Source organism: Polaribacter litorisediminis (assembly GCF_019968605.1).
Lineage (GTDB): Bacteria > Bacteroidota > Bacteroidia > Flavobacteriales > Flavobacteriaceae > Polaribacter > Polaribacter litorisediminis.
The window spans coordinates 3,128,205-3,147,663 of the sequence record NZ_CP082966.1 but is presented as its reverse complement, the minus strand read 5'-3'; the positions used below and the strand labels follow the sequence as shown (position 1 = coordinate 3,147,663).

The 19,459-nt window shown below is 31.5% G+C and carries 16 protein-coding genes and 1 tRNA gene; 7 read left to right on the top strand and 10 right to left on the bottom strand.

Annotated features, from left to right (window positions below; all coding sequences use genetic code 11):
• Positions 1 to 10: 10 nt before the first annotated feature.
• From K8354_RS13445 to msrB, 7 genes are all read right to left on the bottom strand, one after another.
• Complete coding sequence (locus tag K8354_RS13445) at positions 11 to 610, bottom strand: nucleotidyltransferase family protein (protein ID WP_223440915.1); 600 nt, start codon at positions 608 to 610, stop codon at positions 11 to 13.
• A gap of 3 nt (positions 611 to 613) precedes the next feature.
• Positions 614 to 1,633 carry an XdhC family protein gene (locus tag K8354_RS13440; RefSeq protein ID WP_223440913.1) on the bottom strand — a complete coding sequence of 340 codons (1,020 nt, stop codon included), beginning with the start codon at positions 1,631 to 1,633 and terminating at the stop codon, positions 614 to 616.
• A gap of 305 nt (positions 1,634 to 1,938) precedes the next feature.
• Positions 1,939 to 2,448, bottom strand: coding sequence for a peptide-methionine (S)-S-oxide reductase (locus K8354_RS13435; RefSeq protein ID WP_223440911.1), 510 nt, complete (start codon positions 2,446 to 2,448; stop codon positions 1,939 to 1,941).
• The gene (locus tag K8354_RS13430; protein WP_223440899.1) at positions 2,439 to 3,383 is read right to left on the bottom strand and encodes an aldo/keto reductase; all 945 of its coding nucleotides are present in this window, start codon (positions 3,381 to 3,383) and stop codon (positions 2,439 to 2,441) included. Before K8354_RS13430 ends, K8354_RS13435 begins: the two co-directional genes overlap by 10 nt.
• Positions 3,384 to 3,449: 66 nt before the next feature.
• On the bottom strand, positions 3,450 to 5,006 hold the full coding sequence (locus K8354_RS13425) for a protein adenylyltransferase SelO (RefSeq protein ID WP_223440892.1): 1,557 nt from the start codon (positions 5,004 to 5,006) through the stop codon (positions 3,450 to 3,452).
• Between the two features lie 71 nt (positions 5,007 to 5,077).
• Complete coding sequence (msrA, locus tag K8354_RS13420; protein WP_223440891.1) at positions 5,078 to 5,614, bottom strand: peptide-methionine (S)-S-oxide reductase MsrA; 537 nt, start codon at positions 5,612 to 5,614, stop codon at positions 5,078 to 5,080.
• Positions 5,607 to 6,059, bottom strand: coding sequence for a peptide-methionine (R)-S-oxide reductase MsrB (gene msrB, locus K8354_RS13415; protein ID WP_223440882.1), 453 nt, complete (start codon positions 6,057 to 6,059; stop codon positions 5,607 to 5,609). The genes msrA and msrB overlap by 8 nt, the downstream gene beginning before the upstream one ends.
• 340 nt (positions 6,060 to 6,399) lie before the next feature.
• Between msrB and K8354_RS13410 the strand changes: the two genes are divergently transcribed.
• Genes K8354_RS13410 through K8354_RS13390 form a run of 5 tightly spaced genes read left to right on the top strand, consistent with a single transcriptional unit; the run spans position 6,400 to position 13,626 of the window.
• The gene (locus tag K8354_RS13410) at positions 6,400 to 10,194 is read left to right on the top strand and encodes a lamin tail domain-containing protein (protein ID WP_223440874.1); all 3,795 of its coding nucleotides are present in this window, start codon (positions 6,400 to 6,402) and stop codon (positions 10,192 to 10,194) included.
• A 59-nt stretch (positions 10,195 to 10,253) separates the two neighbouring features.
• Positions 10,254 to 11,027 (top strand): polyphosphate polymerase domain-containing protein, encoded by a 774-nt coding sequence (locus K8354_RS13405; RefSeq protein WP_223440866.1) that lies wholly within the window; start codon positions 10,254 to 10,256, stop codon positions 11,025 to 11,027.
• Between the two features lie 2 nt (positions 11,028 to 11,029).
• Entirely contained in the window at positions 11,030 to 11,629 is a 600-nt protein-coding gene (locus K8354_RS13400) for a DUF4956 domain-containing protein (protein ID WP_223440864.1), read from the top strand.
• Between the two features lie 14 nt (positions 11,630 to 11,643).
• A complete protein-coding gene (locus tag K8354_RS13395) occupies positions 11,644 to 12,357 on the top strand; it encodes a DUF2490 domain-containing protein (RefSeq protein ID WP_223440863.1) in 714 nt (237 codons plus the stop codon).
• A 60-nt stretch (positions 12,358 to 12,417) separates the two neighbouring features.
• Entirely contained in the window at positions 12,418 to 13,626 is a 1,209-nt protein-coding gene (locus K8354_RS13390) for a Pycsar system effector family protein (RefSeq protein ID WP_223440861.1), read from the top strand.
• Between the two features lie 2 nt (positions 13,627 to 13,628).
• On the opposite strand, the gene K8354_RS13385 is transcribed toward K8354_RS13390, so the two are convergent.
• The gene (locus tag K8354_RS13385) at positions 13,629 to 16,016 is read right to left on the bottom strand and encodes a GAF domain-containing protein (protein ID WP_223440859.1); all 2,388 of its coding nucleotides are present in this window, start codon (positions 16,014 to 16,016) and stop codon (positions 13,629 to 13,631) included.
• Positions 16,017 to 16,164: 148 nt separating this feature from the next.
• The gene (gene der, locus K8354_RS13380; RefSeq protein ID WP_223440857.1) at positions 16,165 to 17,475 is read right to left on the bottom strand and encodes a ribosome biogenesis GTPase Der; all 1,311 of its coding nucleotides are present in this window, start codon (positions 17,473 to 17,475) and stop codon (positions 16,165 to 16,167) included.
• Between the two features lie 81 nt (positions 17,476 to 17,556).
• On the opposite strand from der, the gene K8354_RS13375 reads away from it, so the two are divergent.
• A complete protein-coding gene (locus tag K8354_RS13375) occupies positions 17,557 to 18,081 on the top strand; it encodes a GTP-binding protein (protein ID WP_223440850.1) in 525 nt (174 codons plus the stop codon).
• 212 nt (positions 18,082 to 18,293) lie between these two features.
• On the opposite strand, the gene era is transcribed toward K8354_RS13375, so the two are convergent.
• Entirely contained in the window at positions 18,294 to 19,178 is an 885-nt protein-coding gene (gene era, locus K8354_RS13370) for a GTPase Era (protein ID WP_223440847.1), read from the bottom strand.
• Positions 19,179 to 19,291: 113 nt separating this feature from the next.
• Between era and K8354_RS13365 the strand changes: the two genes are divergently transcribed.
• Positions 19,292 to 19,364 (top strand) — tRNA-Met (locus K8354_RS13365).
• Positions 19,365 to 19,459 lie beyond the last annotated feature (95 nt).

The following is a 19,459-nucleotide window of genomic DNA, read 5'->3' as shown; positions in this document are numbered from 1 at the left end:
ATAAAATTGGCTATTTTAAAATTGAATTTTTAAATAGGAATAAGTCTTCTTGAGTGTCTATATCAAAAAAGTTGGTAACTATTTTCGGACAAACAACTTCATTTTTTCTTTGATTGATGAATTCTTTTGCTCCTTGATCTCCTTTGATCAATAGCAAAGCCTCAAAATATTTTTCAGGAAAAATAGCAGGAACCCCTAATTTATCTCCATAATTTGAGGCAATAATGGTATCGTTATTTTTCTCAAATAAATCAATCATATTTTTTAAGTAGGAAATTTCAATAGCGGGTTGATCTCCTAAAAGAATTAAAATTCCAGAGAAACTTAATTTATTTTTCCTAAAATAGTGTATTCCGGCAACAATACTTGAACTCAAGCCATTTTCATAGTTTTTATTGATAATAAATTGAATATTTTTTGTGGCAATTTCTTGTTTTATTTGAGTAGAATTTGCTCCTAAAACACAGAAAATAGTGTTGGGAAGAATCCATTTAATTTTCTCTAAAGAGATGTCTAATAGTGTTTTTTTGCTAATTATTTCTAGCTGTTTAATGCTATTCATTCTTGATGCTTTTCCGGCAGCTAATACTAAAACAGCGATATTTTTCATCGATTAACTATGAATTTTACCGTTTAAATTTCTCAAAGAAAATGGCTCTTTTTTTCTAGTGACAGCTATTATTTCGGCAACAATAGAGAGTGCGATTTCTTCTGGAGTTTGTGCGCCAATATGCAGGCCTGCGGGTGTGTAAATGTTGCCTATAAATTCATCAGAAATAGTTGGAACAAACTCAAAAAGCTCATTAAATAAGCGCTCTCTTCTATTAGGCGCACCTAAAATTCCAATATATTTTGGCTGATATTCAGAAAGCTTTATCACATATTTTAAATCTTGCACGTAACTATGATTCATAATTACAATAGCACAATTTTCTGCAATATCTTTAAATTCGATGCTTTCTGGACTAGCGCCAATTACAGTTTTTGCACCCGGAAAATCTACGAGTTGTTTTGGGTCTTTAATAGACGTAATGACCTCTATTTCCCAACCTAAATTAGAGGCCATTTTGCATAGTTTTACGGCATCATGTTCACCACCAATAATTAGGAGTTTAAATGCGGGTTCTAAAATTTGTGTAAAAACTGCAACTTCATTTTTATTTTGAGGTTTAAAGGTTTCTGCGAACTGAAACTGTTGTTTATTTTCAAAACTTATTGTAGAACCAAAATCACCAAAAACCTCATTTTCTTTTTTATAGTGACTTTCAATTTTTAAGGTTTGTCTTTTTGAATTTGCTTCAGAAAAAGCAGTTATAAAGGCATTAGAAACAAAAAAAGGCTCAATGAGCACATATAAAATTCCTTCACAGCCTAATTTATAGCGACCATCGTAAGTAATTACTTTTGGCTTGTTGTCAGAAAAAACAGTCCTTGCTCTATGAATAATTTCTTTTTCTACACAACCGCCACTTACGGCGCCAACAGAATTTAAATCATTAGAAATTAGCATTCTAACACCTGGTTTTCGATAAGAAGAACCTTCTAGAAAAACCACAGTTGCCAGCACGTTTTTCAATCCTTTTTGTTGGTTGATTACTGCTTGGTTAATGATTTCTCTGAATTCGTAAAGCATGTATAAAAACTAAAATTTAATTGATAAATATAAAACTTTTATAGCAATTATTGAGAACTCATTTTACAAGTTTTACATTCGTAAGTATCTTTATAGAGAACAATTCTACTAACATTATTTTCTGTAATTTTATTGATAAAACTAGTATAGGTTTGATCATTTTCCAATGCGTTTACTTCCTTTATTCAGTTTGTAAAATTCGCTTTCCTTTTTTTGTTTTTCTTGGCAATTTGTGCAAATTCTTTCAGTTTTAAAATTAAAATTATTTTTAATGTTTTTAATGATATTTATTTTTTTGGGTTGTCTTAATAACAACGAGAAACTTTACTTTTATCAATATGATTTGGGAAGTTCTGTATTAGGAATTTTAGTTTTGGATTAATGTAAGTTTTACAAAAAGGTTTGTTAGGATTCGATTGATAGTAATTCTGAAATTCTTTTTTAGAAGGTTGAAAGTTTTTAAATGCTACTATTTGTGTGATGATTATAGCCTCAAAATCTGATTGTAAATGCTCGATTATTTTTTGACTTTCTTCTTTTTGTTGATTAGAAAAATAATAAACTGCAGAACGATATTTAGTTCTCATGGAGTGATTACTGGTGCTTTTATGTGTTCTTAAATGAATGGTAATCAATGTTTTTAAATCGATTTTTTTGTCATCAAAATAAACTATTACGGCTTCAGAAAAAGTATTATTTTTTTCTGTGGATGCAACCCAACCCTGTGCTACTTTTTGTACACCAAGTAACGATTGAAAAACAGCTTCAGTGCACCAATGGCAACCACCACCAAATGCAATTTTGGTTAATTCCAATGTAATTTTTTTCGTTCAGACCAATAGAAATCGGGAGATTTTTTAAATGAATTTAAGGTTTCAATATCTTCTTTAGCAAGCGAAAAATTATTGAGCTTTACATTTTCTTGTAATTGATGAATTGAGCTTGCGCCGCTTAAAACCATACTATTCGGAATGGTTTGCTCACAATATTTTAAAGAAACTGCATCTACACCTACCAAGTATTTTTTTGATAACTCCTCTAAAACTGCATATAGCGCATGATAATGTGGATATTTAGAATTTCTAAAAATCCTGCCATTTGCCAAAGCTTCTTTAATTACAATCGTTTTGTTTTTACGATTTAGTTCCGTAGTAATTTCTTGTAAACTTTGCTCTAAAAAATTGTAAGTTACCTGAAAAACATCAAAAAGAAATGCGCCATCCACCAAAACTTCTAATGCTTTTTTAATCACTTCAACCTGATTGGTTCCTGTTGTGGTTAACCCGATGTTAAGATTGTGTGTTTTTTTTAAAATTGCTAATTGCTCTAAAACTGCCTTATTTTCTAAAACACCCGTTTCTAAAGTGGCAGAATGAATTTGATACACTTTTAAATAGGGTAGGAGCTGTTTTGAAAAATTCCATTGCTCGTTTAATTTTTGGATGCTATGTTCTTTTACTTCGTGCACGGTGGCATTCGCATCAAAATTTGCGGTGTATGTATAGCCCCATTTTGTAGCAATTTCAATAGTACTATCGTTTTTTGTTTGCAGCCATTCTAACACCAATTCTTCTGCCAAACCATAGCCAGGAGCTGTATCAAAATATCTGATTCCTGATTTGTAAGCAGCTTCCAAAACAGCAAAACTTTGTTTTTTAAATTCAGTTAAGTCTGAATTATCACAAGTTTCTGTACGAACATTAATGTATTGAGGTCTTCCTAAAGCTGCGGTTCCTAAGCCTAATTTCATTTTTGTGTTATTTTAAGAGACCTCACAGGTTTTTAAAACCTGTGAGGTCTTAATTTGTAAATAGTTTTATGAACTACAAGATAACATAGAACAACCTACTTTATTTCTTGCCCATTCGGGTCTTTTTGCGAACCATTTTTCATATTTTGGCTGCTCACTGTAAGGTTTTTTTAAGAGTTGATATAATTCATCAATTAAAGAATAATCGCCTTTATCTGCGGCATCAATAGCCAATTGAGACATGTAATTTCGTAACACATATTTAGGATTTACAGTATCCATTTTTTCTTTTCTTTCCTCGGATGAAAGACGCTCAATTTGCAATCTTTCAGCATATTTTTGAAACCAACTGTCCCATTGAGATTTTACCTCATCAGAAATAGTATCAAAGTCATAAAATGATTTTTTAATCAATTGGAACCCCGATTCGGCATCTGTAAAATTACTTAAGCTTCTAAAAAAAATGGTCATATCAGTTTCTACCAATTGCAAAGTATCTTCTAAATTTTGCATTAATTTTGTATCATTTTCATCCGAAGTATATAACCCTAGTTTTGATTTCATCATCTCTAAAGATTGTTGTTCAAAATCAATTTTATACTGATTTAAAACAGCTTCTAAAGGAGCCACTTCTTGAATAATGGGATACAACGCATTTGCGAGTTGATATAAATTCCATAACCCAATATTGGGCTGATTTCCATATCGGTAACGTTTGTGTTGTCGGTCTGTAGTATTGGGTGTCCAACCAAAATCAAATCCTTCTAACCAACCATAAGGACCAAAATCGATGGTTAAACCCAAAACAGACATGTTATCGGTATTCATGACTCCGTGCACAAAACCGACACGTTGCCAATGAATAATCATGGCTAAAGTACGTTCTGAAACCTCTTTAAAAAATTGTATGTAGGTTTCTTTGGATGGATTTCCTAAATGCGAAAAATGATGATGAATCGTATAATCCACCAAAATTTTTAAATTTTTTATGTCTTTTCTTGCAGCAAAAATTTCATAATTTCCAAAGCGTAAAAAAGAAGTAGCTACTCTAGTAACAATGGCACCTTTTTCATATGCCGGATTTCCATCGTATAAAACATCTCTTAAAACGTCATCGCCAGATAAACTTAAAGACAAAGCACGTGTGGTGGGAATGCCTAAATGATACATCGCTTCACTGCATAAATATTCTCTTACCGAAGAACGCAAAACAGCCAAACCATCTGCAGTTCTTGAATAGGGTGTTTCACCAGCTCCTTTTAATTGTACTTTCCAGTTTTTTTGTTTATGCTCAACTTCAAATAAATTAATAGCTCTTCCGTCTCCTAATTGTCCAGCCCAATTGCCAAATTGATGACCACCATAACACATTGCAAAAGGTTTTGTATTAGGATAAACTTCATTTCCTGTAACAATTTTTTTAAAGAATTCTGATTTTGTTTCTTCTTCGGAAATACCTAATTCAGAAGCCATTTCTTGCGAAACATGTAAAACTTTTGGCGCTTTGGTTTTTTTGGGATTTGCAAAAGAAAACACCGCTTCAGTAACTTGTCTTCTTGAGTTTTCAAGTATTTTATCGGCAGGTAAATTTTTGGTAAAAGTGTCTTTTATTTGTAATTTCATGTATCTTGGTTTTTGTAGAAATCAGTTATTCATCAATTAAAACCAGTATTTTTCTTGATTTTTTAAATTCATTACTTCAATTTGTCAGCATGTAATTGTCGTAATTTCGCCAGTTTCGGTTCAATAACATAGCTGCAATATCCTTGTTGTGTATTTTCTCTGTAATAATTTTGATGTTCTTTTTCCGCTTCATAAAAAGTAGGCAAAGCACTTAATTCTGTGATGATTTTATCAGAATAATAGGGTTGCATTTGTTTCAATACTTCCGTGGCAATTTTTTGTTGTGTTTCATCATGATAATAAATTACAGAACGATATTGAGTCCCTCTATCTGCGCCTTGTCTATTTAAAGTAGTCGGATCGTGTGTGGTCATAAAAATGACTAAAATATCTTCATAAGAAATAATTGTATCATCAAAAGTGATTCGAATTACCTCTGCATGACCTGTTAAACCTGAACAAATTTCTCTATAAGTAGGTCTACCAGGAGCATTTCCGCCAGCATAGCCAGAGACTACTTTTTCTACCCCTTTTACTTTTTGAAATACGGCTTCTGTGCACCAAAAACAACCACCTCCTAAAGTGGCAACTTGTAAATTTTTATTCATTTTCTTTTTCTAGTTTCATAGATTCAGAATTGATGCAATACCGCAAACCACTAGGTTCAGGTCCATCAGGAAAAACATGACCTAAATGAGCATCGCAGGTGTTGCACATCACTTCAACTCTTATCATGCCAAAAGAAGTGTCTTTATGGTATTTGATAGCATTTTCTTTAATAGGTTGTGTAAAACTAGGCCAGCCAGAACTAGAATCGAATTTAATTGTAGAATCAAATAACGGTGTATCACAACAAATACAATTGTATTGCCCTTCATCATAAATGCTACATAAAGCGCCAGTATGTGGTCTTTCGGTTCCTTTTTGTCGTGTAATTCTAAATTGTTCTGGATTTAATAATCCCTTCCATTCTTTCGCTGTTTTCTCAACTCTTTTATCTGGAGTTGGGTTTCCTTTTGTTGCGAAGCTAATAACCTCTTTCCATGTTAACATATTTTAGTTTTTAGTAGAAATTGTCAGATAATTCTATTGGTACGTTTAGACGCATAAAATATCGGTACCTAACAATCTTCTATGACATTTAGTAAATTTACAATGTCGTTGCTATAAAAAATTTTCGTGACGCATTTGTTCTAGAACTCAAAATTAGCAAACAGGACTTTGAAAATGAGTGTTTTTAGCAATTATTTTTTTATATCCCGAAAAAGTTTTATATATATTTGTTCTTTCCTATTAATTTTATTTCGGTAGAAATAATTTTTCTAGAATAGCATGTTTTAATGAATGCTAATAGACGTTTTGAGTGATTAAAAAAAATTAAATAACAGTTGCAATGATACACCCTAATTTTAAAATAAAATATATTACATTACTTCTTATCCTATTTTTTAATGTTTTCAGTTCCTTTGCTCAAAATGATGTTTCAATCAATGAAATGATGTCTTCAAACGGCGTTACGGTCGCTGATGAAGATGGGGATTTTAATGATTGGATAGAAATCTATAATTATGGTAGTACACCCATAAATTTATTCGGATATGGTCTGTCCGATGATGTAACTGAACCTTTTAAATGGGTCTTTCCTACGGTAACAATTCAGCCTAAAAGTTTTTTATTAGTTTGGGCTTCTGGTAAAAATAGAATTAACGCAAGCCTGCCATTACATACTAGTTTTAAAATTAGTGCTGGTGGTGAAGAGCTCGTATTAACCAAAGCGAATGGTACTAAATTAAGTGAGGTGCCAGCATTAGCCTTAGAGAGAGATACGTCTTATGGTCGTAGCGTTGATGGTAATGGATCTTTGGAGGTTTTTGGCGCTCCTACTCCAAACGCAAGTAACACAGGAACGATACCAGTAGCAACAGAAAAAATTTCAATTAATGAATTTATGACGGCGAATGAGGATACAAACGCTGATAATGACGGAGATTTTGAAGATTGGATAGAAATTTATAATTATGGTACTACCACCATAAATTTAGCAGAATTTGGATTGTCTAATGATAGAGATGATCTTTTTAAATGGAAATTCCCTGCAACTATTTTATTGCCTAACCAATATATATTAGTTTGGGCGTCAGGTAAGAACCGAGCAGCGCCTGGGCAGCAATTGCATACTAATTTTAATATTAGTTCGGGCAATGATATTCTTTTTTTAACCAATAAAAATGGTGCCTTAGTTAGTGGTACGCCAGTAGTCTATTTAGAACCTGGTGTTTCATATGGTAAACAACCAGATGGTACGGGTTCTTGGGTGTATTTTGATGAACCAACACCTGGATCATCGAACATTACAGCAGGTTCAAATACGTTAATTAAGCCACCTGCATTCTCTCATAAATCTGGGTTGCATGCAAGTGCATTCGATTTAACATTGACCAGTGAAAATTTAAATTCAGTTATAATTTATACACTAGACGGTTCTGAACCCGATATCAATAATTTATCGGGTACAAGTTTTAATTATAAAAACGAGTATCCTTTTGAAATAGGAGAGAGTTTTGGACCGCTCTTAAGCGAGACATTTACCTCTAAAACTTATAGCGCACCCATTCGTATTGTAGATCGTTCTAATGATCCAGATAAACTAGCGAATAAGAATACAGTTCAAAGACCCTTGCATACCCCGCCAAATCCAGTAAGAAAAGCAACGGTGGTAAAAGCACGAACCTTTGTGAATGGTGTGGGGTCTAAAACTTCCTCGAAAACATTTTTTGTTTGGAGTGGCGGAAACCCATATAATTTGCCTGTTGTATCTTTACAAACCAACGAAAAACATCTATTTGATTACAATGATGGTATTTATACTGCAGGTGTTGATTTTGATACTTGGAGAACCGAAAACCCAACGAACAATCAATCGTGGAGACCAGAATTTAATAATTATTGGAGAAGCGGAGCTACTTGGGAATATCCTATAAACGTTCAATTTTTTGATGTTAGTTTAAGTTCAGTAATGAATGCGGATGCAGGTTTTAGAATTCATGGAAATAATTCTAGACAAGATATTATAAAGAATCTTCGTTTGTATGCAAGAGACAGTTACGGAGAAAATGATTTTGATCATGATTTATTCAAACAACAAATACCAGGAGCGCCCAATGTGTATAATGACAATTTTAAGCGTTTGCTTTTAAGAGGTAATGGTGCCGGTGGCGAAGTAGCCTATGACGTTGTTTTTAGCCGTTTAATGCAACCTATTTTTAATGGAGTTACCAGGATTGAAGCTGCCGTTCATTTTTTTAATGGCGAATTTTGGGGAATTACTGCTTTAAGAGACCGTATGGATAGATTTCATTTTGCAAACAACTTTGATTTAGATGAAGACAATATTGTCATTGTGGATTGTAAAGTTGGTAAATGTGAAATTGATGAAGGTGATGACACAGATTATGCTAGTTATGAAGATTTTAGAGATTTTATTATTGAAAATAACATGGCTACGCCGGCTAATTATACACAAGTAGAAAAGCTTTTAGATATTGATTCATTTATAAACCATGTTTTATTATCAATCTTCGCAGAAGATGATAGTTACGAAATAAAATACTGGAAAGCAAGAACAAAAGTAAATGACGGTTTTGGAGATGGTAAGTGGCGTTTAACTACTCAAGACTTTGAAGCAGCTTTAAAAAGTGATGATGCCAATTGGTTAGAAAAGCACGCAGATGAAGAAGAGGGTAGAGATAATTCTATAAACAGTTCATTGATGGGGCATTTGCTAGATAATGAGGAGTTTAAGTTTAAGTTTATAAACCGTTTTGCAGATGTTTTAAATACCGCATTTAAAGAAGCACGTTTTAAATCTGTTGTAAATGAGACTTTCGATGAAATTAGTCCTATTTTAGAGGAAGACGAAAACCGTGCGCCTAGACTTGAATTTTATGAAAATGAAGATAAAGAAGCACTTTTAAAATGGATAGAAAAAAGACCTGATGAATTAAAAGGTCAAATAAATACTTTATTTGGTTTTACAAATACAGTTGGTTTAGAATTGAACGTTTCTGACGACCAAGCAGGTCATATTAAAATAAATACCATAGATATTAATGCTTCAACAGTAGGTGTTGATGAAAATCCGTATCCATGGACGGGTGACTATTTTAATGGTGTTCCTATAACTTTAGAAGCAAAAGCAAAACCAGGATATTCTTTTTCGAATTGGTCAGGAGATGTTAGTTCAACAAATAGCGTGATTACAGTTACGCCTACTAGTAATATGCAAATTCAAGCTAATTATGATGTGATTGATGATTTCTCTCATCTAGCCTATTTTTGGTTGTTCGACAGAAATATACCCAATGATACTCCACTAGAAACAGTAAATTCTACGTATTCTAGAAATAATTTAACGGCAGAATTGGTGTATACTTCGTCCTTAAGCGGTTATCCTTTTACAAGTACAAATCCAAATTGGAGAAAAGCATCTTTAGAAAGAAAGAATGCACCGACATCTATAAATTACAGTGCTTTTGCAAATAACGACACTCCATATAACTCAATAGTAATGAGAGGGTTGCAGGTAAAGCAACCTTTTAGGTCTGGTAGTTTAGAAAATACGATTCAGTTAAATTTGGCAACAACCAACTTTAAAGAAATAAAAGTTTCTTTTGCCATAAATTCTGATGGAGCAGCGCAAAGCTTAATTGTTGATTATTGGAATGGATCCAATTGGATCGCAACTAATATTTCGTATTCACCCACTATTACAGCACAATATGAAAAGAAAGAAATAGATTTTTCTAATGTAGCTTTAGCCAATAACAACCCAAATTTTAAGGTAAGAATTCGTTTTGGTGGTGCAAATATGACTGCGGATGATGGTAAAGTTGTTTTGTTAAACAATATAGCTGTTGAGGGTATAGAAACTGCGCTTTCTACAGAGACCTTTGATGCCATGCAAGACTTAAAAGTTTTTCCTAATCCTACTAATGATCAGATAAAAATTCATGCAAGTCAAGTGATTGATGCAGTATCAATTTATAATGTTTTTGGTAAGTTAGTTTACAGGGATGCTACTGATTCTTCAAATTTATTGATTGACATGAGCACTTTTTCAAGCGGTGTTTACCTAGTAAAAATATCGTCTAATAACAAGACCATGAATAGAAAAATAATAAAAAAATAAGGAACAAAAAAAATATTATTGCTCGGGTGTAGGCATTACAATTTTGATTCATAGAATTCATGGAGACTAAAAAAGAAGATACAGTACTAGAAAAAATTTTTGCTACAATTAATCGTTTCGAAAGTATTTCTCTAGAAGGTATGGATGCTGTTTCTTTAATGAAAAGAACAGATACTAAATACACCATAAATATACATTCTTTAGATCAAATTTTAAATGATTTAAAGGAAGATTATCGCGTTTTAGAGATAAAAGATAGAAGAATTATGAACTATTCTTCTGTTTATTTTGATACATCTAAATTTAAATTCTATTTCGATCATCATAATGGAAGGGTGCATAGAACCAAAATAAGACAACGTAAATATGTAGATTCTGATCTAACTTTTTTAGAAATAAAGCAGAAAAATGGAAAGGGAGAAACAAATAAATCGAGGATAAGAATTCCAGATTTTGATTTAGATTTATCGCAAGAGTTAAAAGATTTTATTTTTAAAACCACTTCTAAAAAGTTTGATTTACAACCAAGTTTATGGAATAGTTTTAAAAGAATAACACTCGCTAATGTTAAAGACAATGAGAGAGCTACGATTGATCTAAATTTATCATATTCCATAAAAGACCAAGAAAAAAAGTATCATAATTTAGTTGTAATAGAAGTAAAACAGCGCAAATTTGACCGAAAGTCTACCGTTGTTAAAGTATTAAAAAAATATAGATATAATCCCTATAGTATTAGTAAGTATTGTATAGGAATGGTTAATTTGTATAAAGAATTGAAGTATAATTTGTTCAAACAAAAGTTAATTAAAATAGATAAAATTTCTGCCTAACTATGGAGTTTCTTAATGTCCCTTTATTTGATGATGATTTTTTTAAATTAGCATTTTTATTCACTGTTAATATTGCATTCTTAACCCTAATTATTAGGTGGTTATATTATTCTGTAACTGGCGATAAAAGTTATGTATTTACATATTACTTAATTGGTATTGTGGTTTTTCTGCTGTGCTTTACATTAAAAAAATATAAATTGGATATTGGCTTAGCTTTGGGTCTTTTTGCTATTTTTGGTATCATTCGGTATCGAACAGATTCCATAGCCATCAAAGAAATGACGTATTTATTTGTGGTCATTGGTGTTTCTATCATGAATGCTTTTGTAAATAAAAAAATGAGCTATTTTGAGGTTTTATTCGGAAACTTGATGGTGGTTGGTGCAATCGCAATTTTAGAAAAAGTTTGGCATTCTAAGCATCAGATTTATAAAGACATCGTTTACGAGAATATAGATAATATTAAGCCAGAAAATTACGATTTATTGAAAGAAGATTTAGAAAATAGAACAGGTTTGGTTATTAATAAATTAACCATTGGGAAAGTTGATTTTTTGAAAGATTCTGCTGAAATAAGAATTTATCATTACAATAAATAATTCTAAGTAAGAATATGAAAATTGCAAAATATTTTAAATTAACTTTTTTTCAGGTACTATTTTGTTTGCTGGTATGCACAAATACTGCTTTTTCTCAATTAGAAGACACGAATGACTTCGCATTTTGGAGTTCAGTAGGTGTAGATTATTCTATTGGAAAAAAACTAAAAGTTGGTGTAGAGCAAAATATTAGATTAAAAGATAATGCCACAACCATAGAAGAGTATTTCTCTCAATTTAATATAGAATATGAGCTATTTGATAACTTTGAAATAGGTGTTGGTCTAAGGCATATAAATGAGAACGATGATCAAGGTAAAATACAAGGCTATGAGAATCATTTTAGATATAATTTAGATCTATCTTATAAATATGATATCAACAGGTTTGAGGTATCCCATAGATTTCGATATCAAAACAAGAACCAGTTGGGTGTTGGCGAAGCAGAAGGAGATATTCCTAGTGAAAACTTACGATTTAAAACAGGTTTAGAATATAACATTAGAAAATGGCCTTTAGATCCAGAGTTTTCAGCCGAAGCTTTTCACAGGTTCCGTAAAGGTGAAGCCATGCGTTATAGTAAATATAGATTAACTTTTGGGACTAGTTATAATTTAAAGAAGTTCGGGAAATTTGGAATATATTATCGTTATGAACGAAGTATTATCGTAAGATTACCACGAGATGTTACCATATTCGGTTTAGATTATAGCTACTCGATAAATTAAAATATTTTAACTTATTGACCAACTCTTTGTATTTATTTTAGAATTTAAAATGAAATTAGAATGAGTATACTTGTTAAAGAAGCAGAAAAATACATTTTTGATTTATTTAGTAAAAAGCTAAGTAATAAATTTGTGTATCACAATTTAGCTCATACACAAAGAGTTGTTAAAGAAGTTCAAGGTTTTATTGATTCTCTAAAACTTTCTGAACAAGATGCAGAAAACTTATTAGTTGCCGCATGGTTTCATGATACAGGTTTTATAAAAGGAGCAGAAAACCATGAACAGGAAAGTGTTAAAATTCTGACGCAATTTTTACAAGAAAAAAAGGTAGAAGTTAAAAGAATTGAAGCAATTTCAGCTTTAATTATGGCTACTAAAATGGGGCATAAACCCGCAAATGATTTAGAAAAAATAATTACAGACTCAGATTGTGCGCATTTAGGAGATAAAACTTTTGATGATAAATCAGCATTGCTAAGAAGAGAGTGGGAAACACTAGCAAATAAAAAATTTACGGATGCTGAATGGCTTGCTACTAATATTGATTTTTTGATTAATGTACATAAATATCATTCAGAGTATGCTTTAAAAAACTGGACCAAAGGAAAAGACAAAAATTTATCTAAATTACTTATAAATCAAAAGAAATTAGAAGACGAATTAAAGAAGAATAAGAAGAAAAAAGAAGCTTTAGACCTTAAAAAAAATAAAAGCAACGTTCCAGAAAGAGGTGTAGAAACGATGTTTAGAGTCGCGTTAAAAAACCATATGACACTAAGTAATATTGCAGATACAAAAGCCAATATTTTACTTTCTGTAAACGCCATTATCGTATCTTTGGCATTGTCTAATTTGTTGCCAAAACTAGATAATCCTTCAAATAATTACTTAATATTACCAACAGTTGTCTTTATAATTTTTACGGTTGCCTCTATTATTTTATCAATTTTAGCAACAAGACCCAATGTAACACAAGGTAAGTTTACAAAGGAAGATGTTGCCAATAAAAAAGTAAACTTATTGTTCTTTGGTAATTTTCATCAAATGGAATTATCAGATTTTGAGTGGGGTATTTCAGAAATGATGCAAGACAGAGATTATTTATATGGATCTCTCACCAAAGATTTATATTTTTTAGGCTTGGTCTTAAATAGAAAATATAAAATATTAAGACTTACCTATACCGTCTTTATGATTGGTATTATTGTAAGTGTTTTAACGTTTGCAATTGCTTTTAAAATACAAGAAACAGGAACGTTTTTATAAATTTAAGCTTCAATTTCTTTGATTAAATCATTAAAAGTAATGGTGTTTTTCTCGTCAAAATCTTTTTGATATATAACTTCAACCCTCAGTGCTTTTAAACCGGAAACGCCTTGTAAATCTTCTAGTTCCAAAAACTCTATGGTACCCAATTGATTTTTGGATTGCAAAAAGTTGATGTATTTTACATACTCTAACGCATCTTTATCTTGTGAGTACACAATGGCCAATTTGCCCGGAGTAGTTAAACGTTCATCCGTTCCTTTTATATGTGCTTTATCAATTCTTTTTTTAATAATTTCATAACGAATGTTATAGGCACCATCAACATCAAATTGCTTTTCATCCATTCTAAATTTTATAGCCAAAGGAGTGCTATGCAACAAAATAAGGGAAGCAACTCTTAATTCTTGCTCCATGTTTTTAAGTTCATTAAAAGCAATGTTTTCCATTTCACATAGGGTTTGCAATTGCCATAAACGTAAGTTATGGAGATAAATAGCATCATACGTATCTTCTCTAGTAATAGATTGCCCTATGTACATATTAAATTCAATACCATCGGTTATATATCTTTCAAAGTAATGCGGGTACATTTTTTGAGCTTCTTGCTGTTTTTTATCAATGTATTTGGCAAGCTTACTATTTAAAATAGTTACACTGTTTTCGTAATTTTTTCTTTTCTCATAAACAACGCCCAATTCTTTGTCTAAACGTTCCATATAAATACTTACTTTCTTAGAAAGCGTGCTATTTATTTTTTTAATATGATTAAAAACAGGATAAATATCTTGTTTTAAAAACTCTAAAATATTTATTTCGTCGCCAGCATGTAAACCTTTTTTTACATCCTTTAAGTATGTAGATACTCTAAACATCAATTCATTGTAAATTGGTAAAGATTCGCTTTTGCAGGCATCTTTTAAAACATTAATGGCCAAAGATAATTGCGTACTTAAATCTTCTTGAATTGCATTATTTCTTGCTTCCGATGAGCCTTTTATATCACTCTGGCCGTATAAAGGATATACATCGTTAAACACAATTTGCTCTAATTTTACGTTTTCATTCGTTTTATGCTCTTCGTGATATTTCTCTGCAGCATCATAAAAACGCCATTTTACGGCATTATGGATGCTTGTATAATGTTCTTGAATTGTGGCTTCTAAAATATTTTGATGTTCTTCTGAAGTTCTTTTCACTGCAGCTTCAAAAACAGGAATAATATCTTTTAATTTATTAATGTTTACCGAGTTTAAGTCATAAGCTCTTGGAGATGCAATTTCTAGCAATGCTAAATTTCCATTAATACTAGATTGAATAGGAATTAAAAGGATGCTTTTTATACCTGAATTATGTAGGTTTTTATAAAAAGGATTTTTATCAGTGTTATTACCATATTCTTCGACATCAGAAATGATGAAAGTTTCATTATTGGTAAAAACTTTCTGTATAATTCCGTCACAAAAATAACGCTTATCGCAACTGATTTCTGTATGCTGTTCTAGGATAAGACTATTTGTTTTTTTGGTAACAGTTTCACAAATTTTTGAGTTGATTTTATCAAAAATTGAAAAGCCTAGTTTTAAATCTTTTAAGGCATAAAAATCTCTTAAATTATTTTGTAACTTTTTTACTAAATTAGGACCACCAGCTAGCAAGTTTGCTTTAATAGAAGAAAGCATTTCTTCTGAAGTAACATCAAATAAACTCATGAGACCAAAGCCTTTGAAAATATAACTATTTGGAGGAATTTTTTCTTTCCATAATTCAATATTATCGAAGTTGTTTAGTAGTTCTTTAAAATCTTCTTCGGTAATTTTAGGAGCATCTTTGGTGGCAATAATTTCAGAAAAATCTGCATTATAGGTAGCTCTGTAATATTTCATAGTACCAGTGGTTTTGTCTGGTATATTAAAATAAAAGGGTCTTTTTACATCAACATGATAACCATGCACATTAGCTAAAATAAAGGTACATGCTACAATGTACATACTATCATCTTCAAAATTAGTTACTTTTAACCTATAATCGTCACCAGCATTATTTATGATATTTTCAAAACGATCTGTAAATTTAAAAGAGATAAATGAAAAAGGCACAGTGACTGCTTTTATTTCATTCAGCAATAAAGGTTCAGGAAATAATGGATTGAGTAATAAATCAATTTCATCTTTATAGGTTTCTAGTAAAGAGTAATCAGAAAAACCTTCGTTTAATTCAGGGTGTTTTTCAAAAAGCAGTAACATTTTTTTTGCGGCACTATGATAAGGGTGTTGCAAAAATTCTGAACCCGCATATTTTTTAAATAACACAAAAACCTTTTGAAAAGATATTTTTAATTGCAAGGGTAATTCCTTTTCTGAATCTAAATGAGATTTTATGATTTTCATATACTTTAAATGAAGTTGATAAAATACGATTTCAATGTTACTCGTCAAAAGGTGCTAAACGTTACGCACTAAAACAATTTATGTTTGTCCTGATGGTTTTGTAAATTTAATAAATACCTAAAAAAGATAAACAGGAATATATTTGTGTTTATTTTTGTCTGAAATAAATAGTAATTGGCACGCCAGAAAAATCGTAAATTTCTCTTAATTTATTCTCTAAAAAACGTTTATAAGAATCTCTAACATATTGCGGTAAGTTACAGAAAAATGCAAATTGAGGCGTTTTTGTAGGCAATTGCATGCAATATTTAATCTTTACATATTTCCCTTTCGTTGCCGGTGGCGGATTGTTTTTAACGATTTCTAACATGATATCATTTAACTTGCTAGTTGGTATTTTCTTTTTTCTCTTTTCAAAAACCTCAACAGCCGTTTCCATGGCTTTGAACAAACGTTGCTTTGTTAGCGCAGAAATAAATACAATAGGGACATCTGTAAATGGCTCAATTTGTTTTCGAACCATCGCTTCGAAATCACGTAATGTATTGGTTTCTTTTTCAATTAAATCCCATTTATTAATAAGGATTACAATTCCTTTTCGGTTTTTTTCTGCTAGCCAAAAAATACTTTGATCTTGTCCTTCAAACCCTCTAGTGGCATCAACTACTAAAATAATGACATCAGAATATTCAATAGAACGCACCGCACGCATTACAGAATAGAACTCTAAATCTTCCTTAACTTTAGATTTTTTACGGATTCCTGCTGTATCCACTAAATTAAAATCGAAACCAAAACGGTTGTATTTGGTATCAATAGAATCTCTTGTAGTCCCTGCAATATTCGTAACAATGTTTCGATCTTGACCAATTAATGCATTTATAAAAGAAGATTTTCCTGCGTTGGGTCTACCCACAACAGCGAATCTTGGCAGTTCTTCTGCTTCTAAATCTATTGGTTCATTGGCTGGCATTTTTTCGGCTAATGCATCCAATAAATCTCCAGTGCCACTTCCGTTAATAGATGCGATGGTAAAGTAATCTCCCAAACCTAGATTGTAAAATTCTACGGCATCTGGCTCTCTCATCGCATTGTCAACCTTATTCACTACCGTAAAAATTGGTTTTTTTACTTTACGTAAAAGTTTTGCAACTTCAGCATCCATAGGGGTAATGCCATCTTCTACATTTACCACAAAAACAATTAAATCGGCTTCTTCAATGGCTAAATTTACTTGCTTTCTAATTTCTTCCTCAAAAATATCGTCAGAACCAATAGCATATCCCCCAGTATCGATTACAGAAAACTCTTTTCCATTCCAATCAGATTTTCCGTAATGTCTATCTCTTGTAACTCCGCTTACAGAATCTACAATAGCTTCTCTTCTTTGAACCAGTCTATTAAAAAGTGTTGACTTCCCTACATTTGGTCTTCCTACAATGGCAACAATGCTATTCATTTGAATTGAAATTTTTTGCAAAGATACAATTTACTATATGATAAATAATTGTAAATTTAAACTGTTATAAAATAGGTTTTTATGAATGATCAATTAAATGTTATTATAGAGAAACAAAATAGCGAAATTTTTCTTCGCCCTAGGTTTTCAATAGATTTGGAAGAAAATAATCAAGAAATTATACAAAGATTTTCTAAAGAGTTTACAAATAAAAAATGTTTGTTTATCGGCAATATTGTTGATGATCATATTTTTATTTCTGTGGCTAAAAAGGACGAACATTTTTGGTCGCCACAGCTGCATTTAGAGATTTTAGAAGAAACTAAAAAAACATCACAGTTAAAAGGTTTATTTGGGCCCAAACCGCAAGTTTGGACTTTATTTATGTTTGTTCATTTTGTAATCGGAATTTCATTTTTAGCTTTTGGCGCATTGCTATATACGCGATTTTCTTTAAATGAATCTATTTTTTTTCCGCTTGCGATGGTTATTGCTTTGCCATTACTATGGATTTTACTTTATTTTTTAGGGAAAATAGGAAAAGATACTGGTAAAAAACAAATGAAAGACTTGCACGATTTTATGATTAAAGTGATTGGTGCCTAATTTTGGATTTATAAAGAATTTCTTGAAACAAACTATCCTCGAGGTAGCGCCATAGATGTGCCTGCCTACCGGCCTTTAGATTCCCGTTTTTACGGGAATGACAATTTCAACGGAAACCCCGACGCAGAGCATCGAGGAATTCTTTTCGATTAAAATTAATGTAGTTTATAAAGATTTTTTAAACACAAGAAATATGAAAAATATTTGATGGTTTAACCTTGATTATACCCAAAACGTTTCAATTGGTTTTTATCGCTACGCCAGTTTTTATTCACCTTAACATATAATTCGATAAAGACTTTTTTCTCAAAGAATTTCTCTAAATCTTTTCTTGCTTCTGCACCAACTCTTTTTAGTGCACTTCCTTTATGACCTATAATAATGCCTTTTTGAGTTTCACGTTCTACCATGATGATAGATCGGATTCTTACAATGTTTTCTTCTTCAATAAATTCTTCTGTTTCAACTTCTACTGCATACGGAATTTCTTTTTTGTAATGAATTAGTATTTTTTCTCTAATTTTTTCATTCACAAAAAAGCGTTCTGGTTTATCTGTTAGTTGGTCTTTTGGGTAGTAGGGAGGCCCCTCTGGTAATAACTGTTTTATTTTTTCTAAAGCGGCAGCAACGTTAAATCCTTCTAAGGCAGAAATAACAAATACATCGGCGTTTGGTACTTTTTCTTTCCAATATTCAACCTTTTCTTCAACTTCCTCTTGAGAGGATTTGTCAATTTTATTCAACAATAACATTACCGGAATCTTACTATTGATTATTTTGTTAAAAAAAGCTTCATTTTTCAGTTCTTTCTCGCCAATTTCTACCATATAAATAAGAATATCGGCGTCTTCTAGTGCAGATTTTACAAAATCCATCATAGAAGATTGCAATTCGTACGCTGGTTTTAAGATTCCTGGGGTGTCAGAAAAAACAATTTGATAGTTTTCTTCATTTACAATTCCTAAAATTCGATGCCTTGTAGTTTGTGCTTTGGCGGTAATAATAGATAGTTTTTCACCTACTAAAGCATTCATTAACGTAGACTTACCAACATTTGGATTTCCAATAATATTTACAAAACCTGATTTGTGTACCATGCTGCAAAGATAGCTTCTTTTTCATTTTTTAGTATAAATTTTGATTGAATAAAAAATAAATGAAATATTGTTTGGTGATTACTTTAATTATGTAGTATATTTGCAATCCAAATCGCGGGATAGAGCAGTAGGTAGCTCGTTGGGCTCATAACCCAAAGGTCACTGGTTCGAGTCCAGTTCCCGCTACAAGGTTATCCTCAATAATAGAGCGGATTGTTTACGACAATCCGCTTTTTTTATGCCTTTAACTTTCTTACTTTTACGTACCGTAAACGCTACCG

Coding starts and splice junctions, on each gene's coding strand:
- K8354_RS13400 (WP_223440864.1), top strand. CDS start 11,030: ATGGAGTTTCTTAATGTCCCTTTATTTGATGATGATTTTTTTAAATTA.
- K8354_RS13445 (WP_223440915.1), bottom strand. CDS start 610: ATGAAAAATATCGCTGTTTTAGTATTAGCTGCCGGAAAAGCATCAAGA.
- K8354_RS13375 (WP_223440850.1), top strand. CDS start 17,557: ATGAATGATCAATTAAATGTTATTATAGAGAAACAAAATAGCGAAATT.
- K8354_RS13410 (WP_223440874.1), top strand. CDS start 6,400: ATGATACACCCTAATTTTAAAATAAAATATATTACATTACTTCTTATC.
- K8354_RS13440 (WP_223440913.1), bottom strand. CDS start 1,633: ATGCTTTACGAATTCAGAGAAATCATTAACCAAGCAGTAATCAACCAA.
- K8354_RS13385 (WP_223440859.1), bottom strand. CDS start 16,016: ATGAAAATCATAAAATCTCATTTAGATTCAGAAAAGGAATTACCCTTG.
- K8354_RS13430 (WP_223440899.1), bottom strand. CDS start 3,383: ATGAAATTAGGCTTAGGAACCGCAGCTTTAGGAAGACCTCAATACATT.
- msrB (WP_223440882.1), bottom strand. CDS start 6,059: ATGTTAACATGGAAAGAGGTTATTAGCTTCGCAACAAAAGGAAACCCA.
- K8354_RS13395 (WP_223440863.1), top strand. CDS start 11,644: ATGAAAATTGCAAAATATTTTAAATTAACTTTTTTTCAGGTACTATTT.
- der (WP_223440857.1), bottom strand. CDS start 17,475: ATGAATAGCATTGTTGCCATTGTAGGAAGACCAAATGTAGGGAAGTCA.
- K8354_RS13390 (WP_223440861.1), top strand. CDS start 12,418: ATGAGTATACTTGTTAAAGAAGCAGAAAAATACATTTTTGATTTATTT.
- K8354_RS13405 (WP_223440866.1), top strand. CDS start 10,254: ATGGAGACTAAAAAAGAAGATACAGTACTAGAAAAAATTTTTGCTACA.
- era (WP_223440847.1), bottom strand. CDS start 19,178: ATGGTACACAAATCAGGTTTTGTAAATATTATTGGAAATCCAAATGTT.
- K8354_RS13425 (WP_223440892.1), bottom strand. CDS start 5,006: ATGAAATTACAAATAAAAGACACTTTTACCAAAAATTTACCTGCCGAT.
- msrA (WP_223440891.1), bottom strand. CDS start 5,614: ATGAATAAAAATTTACAAGTTGCCACTTTAGGAGGTGGTTGTTTTTGG.